15 protein-coding genes are annotated in these 12,673 nt (G+C 38.3%); all 15 read left to right on the plus strand.

Features of this window, described 5'->3' with window-relative positions; all coding sequences use genetic code 11:
* Window positions 1-18 precede the first annotated feature (18 nt).
* The 15 genes from fliE to fliY all read left to right on the plus strand — a co-directional run bounded on the left by fliE (window position 19) and on the right by fliY (window position 12,665).
* Window positions 19-324, plus strand: coding sequence for a flagellar hook-basal body complex protein FliE (gene fliE, locus MHB40_RS05370; RefSeq protein WP_342534073.1), 306 nt, complete (start codon window positions 19-21; stop codon window positions 322-324).
* Window positions 325-445: 121 nt separating this feature from the next.
* Window positions 446-2,041 carry a flagellar basal-body MS-ring/collar protein FliF gene (gene fliF, locus MHB40_RS05375; protein ID WP_342534074.1) on the plus strand — a complete coding sequence of 532 codons (1,596 nt, stop codon included), beginning with the start codon at window positions 446-448 and terminating at the stop codon, window positions 2,039-2,041.
* 15 nt (window positions 2,042-2,056) lie between these two features.
* Window positions 2,057-3,070, plus strand: a complete 1,014-nt coding sequence (gene fliG, locus MHB40_RS05380) for a flagellar motor switch protein FliG (protein ID WP_008180783.1) — start codon at window positions 2,057-2,059, stop codon at window positions 3,068-3,070.
* A complete protein-coding gene (gene fliH / locus MHB40_RS05385; protein ID WP_205441944.1) occupies window positions 3,063-3,851 on the plus strand; it encodes a flagellar assembly protein FliH in 789 nt (262 codons plus the stop codon). The genes fliG and fliH overlap by 8 nt, the downstream gene beginning before the upstream one ends.
* Before the next feature lie 5 nt (window positions 3,852-3,856).
* Window positions 3,857-5,182: a flagellar protein export ATPase FliI gene (fliI, locus tag MHB40_RS05390; protein WP_205441945.1), complete on the plus strand. Its 1,326-nt coding sequence runs from the start codon at window positions 3,857-3,859 to the stop codon at window positions 5,180-5,182.
* On the plus strand, window positions 5,183-5,632 hold the full coding sequence (gene fliJ, locus MHB40_RS05395) for a flagellar export protein FliJ (RefSeq protein ID WP_205441946.1): 450 nt from the start codon (window positions 5,183-5,185) through the stop codon (window positions 5,630-5,632).
* Window positions 5,633-5,636: 4 nt separating this feature from the next.
* Window positions 5,637-6,245, plus strand: a complete 609-nt coding sequence (locus MHB40_RS05400; protein ID WP_342442691.1) for a hypothetical protein — start codon at window positions 5,637-5,639, stop codon at window positions 6,243-6,245.
* Between the two features lie 26 nt (window positions 6,246-6,271).
* On the plus strand, window positions 6,272-7,543 hold the full coding sequence (locus tag MHB40_RS05405) for a flagellar hook-length control protein FliK (RefSeq protein ID WP_342534075.1): 1,272 nt from the start codon (window positions 6,272-6,274) through the stop codon (window positions 7,541-7,543).
* A 2-nt stretch (window positions 7,544-7,545) separates the two neighbouring features.
* A complete protein-coding gene (gene flgD / locus MHB40_RS05410) occupies window positions 7,546-8,238 on the plus strand; it encodes a flagellar hook assembly protein FlgD (protein WP_342534076.1) in 693 nt (230 codons plus the stop codon).
* A gap of 15 nt (window positions 8,239-8,253) precedes the next feature.
* Entirely contained in the window at window positions 8,254-8,622 is a 369-nt protein-coding gene (locus tag MHB40_RS05415) for a TIGR02530 family flagellar biosynthesis protein (protein ID WP_342534077.1), read from the plus strand.
* An 86-nt stretch (window positions 8,623-8,708) separates the two neighbouring features.
* Window positions 8,709-9,692, plus strand: a complete 984-nt coding sequence (locus tag MHB40_RS05420) for a flagellar hook-basal body complex protein (protein WP_342442694.1) — start codon at window positions 8,709-8,711, stop codon at window positions 9,690-9,692.
* A 93-nt stretch (window positions 9,693-9,785) separates the two neighbouring features.
* Window positions 9,786-10,007: a flagellar FlbD family protein gene (locus MHB40_RS05425; protein ID WP_342442695.1), complete on the plus strand. Its 222-nt coding sequence runs from the start codon at window positions 9,786-9,788 to the stop codon at window positions 10,005-10,007.
* On the plus strand, window positions 9,997-10,425 hold the full coding sequence (fliL, locus tag MHB40_RS05430) for a flagellar basal body-associated protein FliL (protein WP_342442696.1): 429 nt from the start codon (window positions 9,997-9,999) through the stop codon (window positions 10,423-10,425). Before MHB40_RS05425 ends, fliL begins: the two co-directional genes overlap by 11 nt.
* Window positions 10,426-10,456: 31 nt before the next feature.
* Window positions 10,457-11,452, plus strand: coding sequence for a flagellar motor switch protein FliM (gene fliM / locus MHB40_RS05435; protein WP_004269290.1), 996 nt, complete (start codon window positions 10,457-10,459; stop codon window positions 11,450-11,452).
* The gene (gene fliY, locus MHB40_RS05440; RefSeq protein WP_342534078.1) at window positions 11,445-12,665 is read left to right on the plus strand and encodes a flagellar motor switch phosphatase FliY; all 1,221 of its coding nucleotides are present in this window, start codon (window positions 11,445-11,447) and stop codon (window positions 12,663-12,665) included. The genes fliM and fliY overlap by 8 nt, the downstream gene beginning before the upstream one ends.
* Window positions 12,666-12,673: the final 8 nt, after the last annotated feature.

Raw genomic sequence — 12,673 nt, forward strand, 5'->3', positions numbered from 1 at the left:
AGAAAGGAAGATACATACATGGCCATTTCGTCCATTTCGCTAATGACACCTACTCAGGTTGTAAATAACCCAAACAAACTTAATGAAACACCTTATGAAGCACAACAAAGCTTCGCGAACTCTTTAAAAGAAGCAATAGCAAAAGTAAATGATCAACAAATAACTTCTGATAAGTATACTCAGAAGCTAATTAAAGGTGAAGATGTGGAGTTGCATGAAGTGATGATTGCTTCGCAAAAGGCGAGCATTACACTAAACGCAACAATTGAAGTTCGCAATAAGGTGATTGAAGCTTACCAAGAAATAATGCGAATGAGTGTTTAATTTATTGTCAAGATAAGGCAACCCCTTTTCAATATAGATTAATAACCACGATTTAGAGTGGGCTCATTATGTTCGCAAATTATTGATGGCTAGGTTATTCACTATAACCGGAGGATTCATAATGAATGAACGATTGACGAAAATAAAAAACGACACCAGTCAATTTTGGACAAGTCGAAGTAAAAAGCAAAAAATAGTTATGATTGGCTCCGTGGTAGTTGTAATCGCACTAGCAGCAATTGTGACATTTTTCGCTTCCAAAACTACATATGTTCCACTTTATAAAGATTTATCAACACGGGAAATTGGACAAGTAAAGGAAGCGCTAGATTCCCAAGGTGTGACCTATCAAATTGCTCCAGGTGGAACATCTATTTTAGTGCCAGAAGAACAAGTTGACTCCTTGTTAGTGCAATTAGCTTCTGAGGGATATCCGCAAACAGGTTCAATCGATTACTCATTTGCGAATAGTTCAGGATTTGGTATGACTGATAATGAATTTAACCTATTAAAAAAAGCAGCTACTGAAACTGAAATTGCTAAACTTTTCAAAAATTTGGAAGGTGTAAAAGATGCAAAAGTAATGATTACTGTTCCTGAGGAAGGGGTATTCGTAACGGATGTTAAAGGAGAAGCAACGGCATCTATCGTTTTAAATACAGACCCTGGCTATAAATTTACAGAGCAGCAAATTACAACGATGTACAATTTGGTGTCAAAAAGTATTCCGAATTTAAATACTGAAAATATTGTGATCTCTAATCAATTCTCAGAGTACTTTGATTTGAATGCTGCCACAGCTGATGGAACTTCCACAACGACAGCAGAAGGTCAATTACAAATGAAGAAATTAGTGGAACGAGATCTACAACGTCAAGTACAAAATATGCTAGGAACGTTGATGGGACAAGATAAGGTAATGGTTTCTGTCACAACAGATATTGATTTCAAGAAAGAAAATCGCGAAGAAAATCTTGTGACACCTGTTGATGAAGAAAATATGGAAGGTATTGCTATTAGTGCGCAGCGAATTACAGAGCAATATTCTGGCACAGGAGCAGCAGCTGCTGCCGGAACACCTGAAGCTGAAACAACCACTGATAACTTCACAACTTATAATGAAGGTGCAGCAGGAAATGGAGATTATGAACGTACGGAAGAGACGATAAATAATGATGTGAACCGTATACGTAAGGATATCCAAGAAGCACCTTATAAAATTCAAGATATTGGGATTCAAGTAATTGTTGAACCACCGACAGCAACTGACGCAGCGTCATTACCAGACGGTGTTCGTGAAGATATTGAGAAAATTTTAAGTACAATTGTACGTACAACAATTTCCAAAGACGTGGCAGCAGAACTTACACAAGAGCAAATTGATGAAAAAGTGGCGGTATCTGTACAACCATTATACGGTAAGGTGACAGAGGTAGCTGATGAAAAACCAATTATTCCATGGTGGGTTTGGGTTATCGGCGGTATCTTGTTAGCTGTGATCGTATTGCTAGCATTCTTCATTATCCGTTCACGTAAGCGTGCGAAGGAAGAAGAAGAGCTAAGTATCCTAGAAGAACAAGAAGAATTAATGGTTGATGATATTAATGAAGAAATTGAAACGGAAGCTACAATGCGTCGTAAGCAGCTTGAAAAAATGGCCAAAGATAAGCCAGACGATTTTGCAAAGTTACTGCGCAGTTGGATTGCTGAAGACTAACTAGGAGGTTCGGCTGTGTCCAAGAAAGATAAGGAATTAACCGGAAAACAAAAGGCCGCTCTCTTGTTAATTTCATTAGGGCCTGAGGTTTCAGCTTCTGTCTATAAGCATTTAACAGAGGAAGAAATTGAACGTTTAACATTAGAAATTTCAAGTGTTAAAAAAGTGGAATCAAATGTAAAAGAAGAGATTATTGAAGAATTCCACAATATTGCACTAGCGCAGGACTATATCACACAAGGTGGTATTGGCTATGCAAAAACAGTATTAGAAAAAGCACTTGGTGTAGAACAAGCACAAACGATTATTAATCGATTAACATCTTCTTTACAAGTACGTCCGTTTGATTTTGCACGCAGAGCTGATCCAGCGCAAATTTTCAACTTTATCCAAAATGAGCATCCTCAAACAATTGCCCTGATACTCTCTTATTTAGAGGCAGGGCAAGCGGGTGTTATTTTATCTTCTTTACCACAGGAAGTACAAGCTGACATTGCTAAACGTATAGCGGTCATGGAATCAACTTCACCAGAAGTGATAAGCGAAATTGAATCTGTGTTAGAGCGTAAATTATCGTCAACTGTTACGCAGGATTATACAGAAACGGGTGGTATCGATGCAGTCGTTGAAGTTTTAAATGGAGTAGATCGCCAAACAGAAAAAACAATTCTCGATGCACTCGAAATCCAAGATCCAGAACTTGCAGAGGAAATCAAAAAACGTATGTTTGTGTTCGAAGATATTGTTACACTCGACAATCGTTCCATTCAGCGTGTTATTCGTGATTGTGAAAACGAAGACTTACTGCTTTCAATGAAGGTATCAAGTGAAGAGGTAAAAGATATTATATTCCGCAATATGTCACAACGTATGGCTGAAACATTTAAAGAAGAAATGGAAATTATGGGACCTGTACGATTACGTGACGTAGAGGAGGCACAATCTCGAATTGTTGCCGTTATTCGTCGTCTAGAGGATGCTGGCGAGATTATTATAGCTCGCGGTGGAGGAGATGACGTCATTGTCTAGAATCATCCGTTCTATTTATACACAGTCCGATAGCGATAATGTTAAGGAAATACAGATCCGTGATATGTTTGAACCGATGGAGGAATACCAGGAAGAAATCCCACCTCAACATCAATTAACGATGGATGAAGTAATGGCAGAGCGAGATCGTTTACTTGCTGAAGCGAGAGCTGCTTTGCAGGCAGAACGAGAGATGTTTGAACAGGAAAAGCATTTGCACTTTCAAGAGATTGAACATTTAAAGCTAAGCTGGGAGGAAGAGAGACCCAATCGTGTTCAAGAAGCTTATGATGAGGGATTTGGGCAAGGCTATGAAGACGGCGTGAATAAGGCCACTGAAGCAATGGCTCAGTCACTTCAAACTGCGAATGAAATCATGATGTTAGCGAAAGAAAATGCTCAAAAATACATTGATGATCAAGAAGCGGTGATTTTAGAGTTAGGCTTAACTGCTGCAGAACGAATTATTGGTACCTCATTAGAACAGGATAACGAACTATTTGTATCAATCGTACGCAGAGGGCTGAAAGAAGCGAGAGAAATGAAAGAAATTAAAATTTATGTCTCTCCAGCTTATTATGCTTTAATTACGGCCAATCGAGATGAATTAGCAGAAATGTTCCCAATAGACGTACCATTTATGATTTTTGTTAATGAGGATTTGGATAATGAAACAGATTGCTATATTGAAACAAATCATGGTCGAATTATGGTTAGTATCGATGAGCAATTAAATGCACTCAGATTAAAGTTACATGAAATATTAGAGAGTAAGGAATGATCTTGATGAAAGTGGCTCAATTAATTGAACATATTCCTCATATACCTACTTTTAAAAAGTTTGGTAGAGTTACTAGAGTTGTTGGCTTGATGATTGAGTCGCAAGGTCCAGATAGTTCCATAGGTGATGTCTGTAAAATTCATGTGGAAACTGTAAATAATGGTCATCAGATTATTTTAGCAGAGGTTGTTGGTTTTAAAGATGAAATAGTCGTCTTAATGCCTTTTACCTCCTTACGCGAAATATCGATCGGCTGCCTTGTCGAAGGGACGGGTGCTCCATTGGAAGTAAAAGTGGGCCCTGAGTTAATTGGTAAAGTATTGGATTCTATGGGGAATCCAATTGATGGTACTTTATTGCCTAAGGGACTAATGACAGTTCCCACTGAACAAGATCCACCAAACCCACTGACTCGTCCACCGATTAATGAAAGGCTTGAAGTCGGAGTGAAGGCTATTGACGGCATGCTAACAGTTGGTAATGGACAACGTGTTGGTATTTTCGCTGGTTCTGGGGTAGGTAAAAGTACATTACTTGGTATGATCGCAAGAAATACTCAAGCAGATTTGAATGTCATTGCGTTAATAGGGGAGCGTGGTCGTGAGGTTCGAGAATTCATCGAACGTGATTTAGGCGCTGAAGGTCTAAGTCGGTCCATTGTTGTTGCAGCTACTTCAGATCAACCTGCATTAATGCGGATTAAAGGGGCATTTACAGCTACAGCAATCGCCGAATATTTTAGAAATCGAGGCTTAAATGTCATGCTAATGATGGATTCCGTTACACGTGTGGCGATGGCACAACGTGAAATTGGACTTGCCACGGGTGAACCACCTGCACAAAAAGGATATACGCCTTCTGTTTTTGCGATATTACCTAAATTACTAGAACGAACAGGCACCAATGAAAAGGGGTCTATAACAGCATTTTATACCGTTTTAGTAGATGGGGACGATATGAATGAGCCCATTGCGGATACTGTGCGAGGGATATTAGATGGTCATATTGTATTGGATCGAAATCTTGCCAACAAAGGGCAATATCCAGCCATCAATGTCTTGAAAAGTGTGAGTCGCTTGATGAACCATGTTGCAGAGCCAACTCATAAAAAAGCTGCTGAACGATTAAGAGAACTCTATTATACATATGACAAATCTGAGGATTTGATCAATATTGGGGCTTATAAAAGAGGGACTTCTAAAGAAATTGATGAAGCAATTTATTATGAACCGCTTATTACTGCTTATCTTAAACAGGGTTACTTAGATAAAGTGACATTAGAAGAAAGTGTCAATGAGTTAATAACATTATCGAACGGTGGTGCGAAATAGATGGTCAGTTATGTGTATCGTTTTGAAAAAGTGTTAACTATTCGCGAACAGGAAAAAAACGAAACCGAAATGGCTTATAAAGAATCTGTCCGTTCTTTTGAAGAAATAGCAACGAAATTATATGAATTGCTAAAAAAGAAAGAAGATTTAATTGGGTTTCAACAGGAGCGTTTAATGATCGGCTCATCGATAGATGAAATCCATCATTATAGTCGTTTTATTGACAGTCTCGAAAAAACAATTGCAGATGTGCAACAGAAAGTGATTCAAGCTCGTGCAAAGATGAATTGGCACGAAGAAAAACTATTAGAAAAAAACTTGGAAGTACGTAAATTTGAAAAAATGAGAGAAAAGGATTTTAAACATTTCCAACAAGAGCAAGATCGTATAGAAAGCCTTTTTTTAGATGAGATTTCATTACAAACGTATAACAAGAAAGAAATCAGGTGATTTCATGGCAAAGAAAGACAATCGATTAGCAACAGAATTAGTAGAAGAGCAACCAAAGAAAAAATCTGGGGGCTTTCTAAAGTTTTTTACTTGGATTGTACTGCCGATTATGTTTGTAGTAGCGGTTTTGCTTGTTGTGGCAACATTAATGAATACAAATGTCTTTGATTTAGGAAAAAAGGCAATTGGTAATTTACCTTTTATGCCGTCAGAAGAACAACAAGCGAAGGATGCTGTCGTTAATAACGACTCTAAAATAGTGAGTTTACAGGCAGAGATACAAGAAAAGGAAGCAGAAATTACACAGCTTCAAAAAAAATTAGATTCAACAATAACGGATAAAGAGAAGTTGCTGACAGAAAAAGAACAACTTCAATTTGAAATTGAAAAATTGAATCGTGAACAAGATGATGTAAAGCGTGATTTTAATGATATTTTATCAACGTTTGATAAGATGTCACCCAAAGCTGCAGCACCTGTACTGGTCAATATGAGTGATACGGAAGCGTTGCGAATTATAACGAATTTAAAGCCGGATAAGCTAGCAGCCATTTTAGAGAAAATGGATGCAAAAGACGCAGCAAAATATACCGAGCTTATGGCTAAACAATAGGGTAATTGAAAGGAGGTGAAAGATTAATGGATGTAGCGATGATGCAAATGATCAATAAATCAGCGCCTACTAAAACTGCAGCAACAAAGTCAGCAGCAGTTGGTACCGCTGAAGAAAAATTAGGTGGCACACAAAAGAAAGAAAGTTTATCAAATTTCGGTTCTGTTTTTGGGCAAGTTTTATCTTCTTCATCTCAATCAACCCAAGCATCACAGACGACTTCCACAAATGAGCTAGCAGATTTACAAGCGGTTTTAAATGCTGATTCAATGGAGGAAGTACTAGATTTACTGGGGATTTCCCACGATGATGGTTTACTAGTGCTTCAGCTAGGAGAAGACGGTAAGGCAGTGGCAATGGATGAAATGCTACATTTAGAAAATATACTAAATGCATTAGGTATTGATGAAGAGCAGCTTCAAAAAATAATTCAACAGCTTCTAGGAGAAGAAAAGGAAGCGAGTGATGTTTGGGAGCTATTATCAGTAATAGATGCCCAAGCACCGGTACTACAGGCAAATATAAGCACAGCATTACAAGGTGAAGGTCAAGTGACACCAAAAGAGGCGTCACAACTTCTTCAAGTGTTGAAATTAGTGCAATTAGTAGGCCAAAAAACAGACTTAACTGCATCGCAAGAAAACCTGTTAACGACGGTTAAGAGCCTATTAACGTCATTGCAAACGCAAGTAGGTACGATGCAGGAAATAACAACTAAAACAACTGTGACATTGCCATTACAAGGCTTCCAGCAAGTTGTTCAGCAAGTCCAAGTGACGAAGCAAAGTGAAACAAGTACGACTGATATGGTTACACCACAAACGGTACAAACCAAACCAGACACATTCCATGTAACATTACCAACGGCTAAGCCTGCGCAATCAGAAGCTTTATTAAAGGAAATGCAAGCCATCATCAATCGAGCACAGATCTCTAATGCACAAGGGATTACACGTTTAACCATAAAATTATATCCAGAAAATCTAGGGACGGTTCGTATTGAACTTGTACAAAATGATGGTGTTCTTACAGCCCGTTTACTGGCTTCTACAACCCATGGACGTGAATTGCTTGATAGTCAAGCACACCAGCTAAAACAGGCATTTGCTCAGCAAAATATTCAAGTAGACCGCCTTGATATTGCACAATCACTACAAGATGCCGATCGACAACAACGTGATCAAAGTTTCTTCAATAATTTCTTTAAACAACAGCAAGACGAAGAACAGGATCAAAAAAGTGATGATGAAGATGAAGGAATGTCCTTTAGTGACTATTTAATAAGTGAGGAGGTGTAATAATGGCAGATGCAACAACGAAAGTGACAAATAATTCGATAACAGATGATCTTTACTACTCGAATTATCAGAAGCCAATGAAGCAAACAGGAAATAGTGAGCTTGGCAAGGATGCCTTTTTACAATTGTTAATTACACAATTACAGCATCAGGATCCAACGAATCCAATGGATGATCGAGAATTTATTTCTCAAATGGCGCAATTTTCTTCTTTAGAGCAAATGCAAAATATGACAAAGGCCATGGAATCTTTATTAGCATCACAGCAACAAACACAGATGATGAGTTATACAACTTTTATTGGCAAAGAAGTCAAATGGCATCAGATTTCAGAGGAGATAGATGAAAAAGGAAATCCCGTGGTTAATGAAGGAACAGGCGTCATCGAATCCCTTAAATTTGTAGATGGTAATGTTGTGTTCAAATTAGCTGATGGGAAAGAGATTGCTCCTGGTAATATTTCTGGTATTTTAGGTGGAGCAAGCGATTCTAGTTCAAATGGCAATAATAATGTATCAGAATCTCCATTAGTGAAAGCTAGCCAATTGATTGGTAAAAATGTATCGTATAAAGACGGTGACCAAGAACTAACAGGACGAATCGTCTCTGTTTCCAATAAAGATGGGGTCATTAATTACGTATTAGACAATGATAAAAGATTAACAGATAAAGATTTTACGGTTATTAGCGAATAAAGGTGGAGAAAAGTGATGGATAAGTTTTCAATTCATCGTGTACCCTTGCATCCATCTATTCGTACAATACAACCTAAGCCAATCAATACGCAACCATCATTTAAAGCACATTTACAGGAAGCTTCTAAACAAGAGCTAAAGGTGAGTAAGCATGCGAATGAACGTATTATAGAGCGCAAAATTAATATCTCTGAACAAGAATGGCAGGTTGTATCGGATAAGGTATTTGAAGCACACTCAAAAGGTGTCAAACAGCCATTAGTCTTGATGGATCAAGCAGCTTTAATTGTCAGTGCTAAAAACGCTACTGTCATTACAGCAATGGATCGCACGGAAGCAAAACAGCAGTTATTTACAAATATTGATGGCACGATTGTGCTTTAAAGGCTGGACCTTCTTACGTAAGGAAGCCTTGGTGATGCTGATTGATAGAGGCTCACCTATATAAAACGAAGGGAGAACGAAAACATATGTTACGTTCTATGTATTCAGGTATTTCAGGTCTTAAAAACTTCCAAACAAAGCTAGATGTGATTGGTAATAATATCGCCAACGTGAACACTTATGGTTTTAAAAAAGGGCGAGTAATTTTCAAAGATTTAATGTCTCAAACACAGGCAGGTGCCTCAGGTCCAACAGGCACTATTGGGGGCACAAACGCTAAACAAGTAGGACTAGGTTCACAACTTGCTGCGATTGATACCATTCATGGAGGAGGTTCACTTCAAAGTACGGGACGAGTTTTAGATTTGGCTATTGAAGGGGATGGCTTTTTTATTGCAGCAGGTTATGATGCTAACTCTACAGGGCCTGTTGCTCCAATTTCAGATTTAAAATATACACGTGCGGGAAACTTTTATTTAGATAAAGATGGTTTCTTGGTAAACGCAGATGGTAATTATATGATGGCTGTTACGACTTTAGCGGAATCATCTCCTCAGAATCCATCGTTTGACCCAACGACTCCAGATGATTTGAGTAATTATCAAGACTTAACACCGTCTGGAGGTACAGCAGTAGACCCAGCACCTGTTGTTCCTGAAACGATTGATCCTGCAGCAGATCTAGCAGGTAATGTAGGCTTTATCCAAATCCCTACGAATGCTCAATCAATGTCTATTGGATTAGATGGTAAAGTGACTTTTGTTAGTAAAGATGGCGTTTTACATTATGCTGGTCAACTTGTTATGGCGAAATTTGCAAATGCAGGAGGACTTGAAAAGTCTGGTGGAAATTATTACGTACCAACTGCTAACTCAGGAGATCCTTATTTTGCAGCTGGTACTGAAGGTGGGATAGGTAAAGCCGTTTCTGGGGCACTTGAAATGTCAAATGTGGACCTTTCAGAGGAGTTTACAGAGATGATTGTTGCACAGCGGGGCTTCCAGTCAAATACACGTATCATCACGACATCTGATGAAATTCTACAAGAACTAGTAAACTTAAAACGATAATAATATAGTCCTTTCATAACGGACGTTTTAACAAACATATTTTCATATGAGGGAGGGTCGGGCCGGCTCTCATGCTAGACCCGGCCCTAATTCATGATTGAACTAACACGTCTAAATGGCAAAGCATTTACATTAAATGCTTTATACATAGAAACCGTCGAATCATTTCCAGATACGACTATTACTTTAACAACTGGAACAAAATTAATTGTTTTAGAGAGTGAAGATGAGGTGCGACAAAAGGTAACTGCCTTTTATAACAATATACAAGTACTATCCAACCCGCATCTACGAGGTGAAGAAGATGAAGAATAATAAAATGCTAACGATGATTATTATTTTACTAGTAGCAGTCATTCTGATTGGGGTTATTTTGTTTGTATTGCTTACCCAATTTAATAAACCAACAGGGGCTGTTGAGCCGTCCATTGATGAGATTGTAGAGGCAACAGTGGAGATACCAGAGATCACGACAAATCTTGCAGATAAAAGAGTTGTGCGCTTGTCGTTGAAAATTCAAACGACAAGTAAAGATGCTGCTGCAGAATTAACAAAGCGCGTTTTCCAAGTGCAAAACATCGCCATTCAAGAGCTTTCTGAAATGGAGCAAAAGGATTTAGAAGGTAAGCAAGGGAAACAGATTTTCCAAAAATCATTGAAAACAAGAATAAATGAATTGATGCAAGAGGGAGAAGTTCAGGAAGTATATTTTACCTCCTTCATTACTCAATAAAACAGAAACTGCTTGAATTGGAGGTGGGCAAATGGCAGGAGATGTGTTATCTCAATCCGAGATAGATGCGCTGCTTTCCGCTATATCGACAGGGGAGATGTCAGCGGATGACATAAAGAAAGAGGACGAGGGACGTAAGGTTAAAGTTTATGATTTTAAGCGAGCACTTCGATTCTCAAAAGATCAAATCCGAAGTTTGACCCGAATACATGAAAATTTTGCACGACTATTGACAACCTTTTTCTCTGCACAGCTTAGAAGCTATGTGCAAATTACGGTTGCCTCAGTAGACCAAATACCATTTGAAGAGTTTGTCCGTTCCATTCCGAATATGACACTCATTAATGTATTTGAAGTGCCACCATTAGATGGTAATATATTGATGGAAATCAATCCAAATATTGCCTATTCAATGCTAGATCGCCTAATGGGCGGTAGTGGGGCAAGTCATAGTAATGTAGATAACCTAACGGAAATTGAAACTAAAATTATGACAAACCTTTTTGAACGCTCATTCGACAATTTACGTGAAGCATGGGAAAATGTTGCGGAAATCGATCCCATATTAGTGGAACTTGAAGTTAATCCACAATTTTTACAAATGATTTCACCCAATGAAACGGTTGTCGTAATCTCGTTAAATACGATTATCGGTGAGACAAGCGGTATGATTAATATTTGTATTCCACATGTTGTGTTGGAGCCAATTGTGCCAAATCTTTCGGTTCGCTATTGGATGCAAACTAATACGAAAGAGATGTCACCAGAGCAAACAAAAATGCTTGAAACACGTGTGAAACAAGCCCAATTACCACTCTCAGTTGAATTAGGTTTGACGGACATCACCATTGAAGATTTCCTAACAATGCAGGTTGGGGATGTTATACAGTTAGATCAAAAAATTGAAGCACCATTACTACTGAAAGTAGGAACATTGCCGAAATTCACTGTTCAACCAGGTAAGAAAGGCAAAAAATTAGCAATCCAGATTATCGACCCTTTGAAAGGAGGAGACGAAGATGAGTGATGAAATGCTCTCCCAAGAAGAAATTGAAGCGCTATTAAGGGGCGAGACGTTGGGAGATAAAAACAACGACACTGATGCTTCAACAAATGAAGAAATAAATGAGATACGAGTAGAGGATTACCTTGATTCGTTTGCACAAGATGCATTAGGAGAGGTAGGCAATATATCCTTTGGTAGCTCTGCCACAGCTCTTTCAGCGTTACTGGGTCAAAAAGTAGATATTACTACACCAAGTATTTCGATGATTAATCGCAATAAATTAGAAGAGGAATTTCCTCATCCATATGTAGCTGTACAAGTTGAATATACAATTGGTTTGACAGGTATGAATTTACTTGTTATTAAACAATCTGATGCAGCAATTATCGCAGATTTAATGTTAGGTGGCGATGGATTAAATCCGAAGCCGGACTTAGGTGAGATTCAGCTAAGTGCTGTTCAAGAGGCTATGAATCAAATGATGGGCTCAGCTGCTACATCTATGTCGACGGTCTTCAACAAAAAAGTAGATATTTCTCCACCGACAATTGATTTAATGAACATCTCACAAGATGAAGGTCGAGAAAATATTCCAGAAGACGATTTGCTGGTGAAAGTTTCATTTAGATTAAGAATTGGTAATTTAATTGATTCGAATTTAATGCAATTATTACCGCTTAAATTCAGTCAAAATATTGTAAAATCTTTATTAGGTGAAACAGGAGTGTTTGAGGAACCTGTGGCTGCAACGATTGCACCTGAGGCTCCACCAGTTACACCACCGCCTGTTCAACAGCATGTGCCTGTAGCACCACCTGAACAACCAGTATATCAGCAGCAATCAGCACCAATGCAGCAACCGATTTATCAGGAGCCACAACAATTTGCACAACCAGCGAGACCTGCACAGCCTGTAAATGTGCAACAAGCACAGTTTGCTAGCTTCGATACAAATGTAATCTCTCAATCTGAAGCTAGAAATTTAAATATGCTACTTGATATTCCATTGCAAGTTACTGTAGAGTTAGGACGTACGAAGCGTTCTGTTAAAGAGATTTTAGAACTATCAAGTGGTTCAATTATTGAACTGGATAAATTAGCAGGGGAACCTGTTGATATTTTAGTCAATAGCCGTTTAATTGCTAAAGGTGAAGTCGTTGTCATTGACGAAAACTTTGGTGTCCGTATTACAGATGTTTTAAGTCAAGCAGAGCGTTTAAATAATTTAAGATAGTTTCAATT

It is taken from the genome of Lysinibacillus sp. FSL K6-0057, from assembly GCF_038630885.1.
GTDB classification, from domain to species: Bacteria; Bacillota; Bacilli; order Bacillales_A; family Planococcaceae; genus Lysinibacillus; species Lysinibacillus fusiformis_F.

What these genes read in the sequence shown, in the direction of transcription:
- fliE (WP_342534073.1), top strand. Translation starts at nt 19, where the DNA reads ATGGCCATTTCGTCCATTTCGCTAATGACACCTACTCAGGTTGTAAAT.
- fliF (WP_342534074.1), top strand. Translation starts at nt 446, where the DNA reads ATGAATGAACGATTGACGAAAATAAAAAACGACACCAGTCAATTTTGG.
- fliI (WP_205441945.1), top strand. Translation starts at nt 3,857, where the DNA reads ATGAAAGTGGCTCAATTAATTGAACATATTCCTCATATACCTACTTTT.
- fliJ (WP_205441946.1), top strand. Translation starts at nt 5,183, where the DNA reads ATGGTCAGTTATGTGTATCGTTTTGAAAAAGTGTTAACTATTCGCGAA.
- MHB40_RS05400 (WP_342442691.1), top strand. Translation starts at nt 5,637, where the DNA reads ATGGCAAAGAAAGACAATCGATTAGCAACAGAATTAGTAGAAGAGCAA.
- MHB40_RS05405 (WP_342534075.1), top strand. Translation starts at nt 6,272, where the DNA reads ATGGATGTAGCGATGATGCAAATGATCAATAAATCAGCGCCTACTAAA.
- flgD (WP_342534076.1), top strand. Translation starts at nt 7,546, where the DNA reads ATGGCAGATGCAACAACGAAAGTGACAAATAATTCGATAACAGATGAT.
- MHB40_RS05415 (WP_342534077.1), top strand. Translation starts at nt 8,254, where the DNA reads ATGGATAAGTTTTCAATTCATCGTGTACCCTTGCATCCATCTATTCGT.
- MHB40_RS05420 (WP_342442694.1), top strand. Translation starts at nt 8,709, where the DNA reads ATGTTACGTTCTATGTATTCAGGTATTTCAGGTCTTAAAAACTTCCAA.
- MHB40_RS05425 (WP_342442695.1), top strand. Translation starts at nt 9,786, where the DNA reads ATGATTGAACTAACACGTCTAAATGGCAAAGCATTTACATTAAATGCT.
- fliL (WP_342442696.1), top strand. Translation starts at nt 9,997, where the DNA reads ATGAAGAATAATAAAATGCTAACGATGATTATTATTTTACTAGTAGCA.
- fliM (WP_004269290.1), top strand. Translation starts at nt 10,457, where the DNA reads ATGGCAGGAGATGTGTTATCTCAATCCGAGATAGATGCGCTGCTTTCC.
- fliY (WP_342534078.1), top strand. Translation starts at nt 11,445, where the DNA reads ATGAGTGATGAAATGCTCTCCCAAGAAGAAATTGAAGCGCTATTAAGG.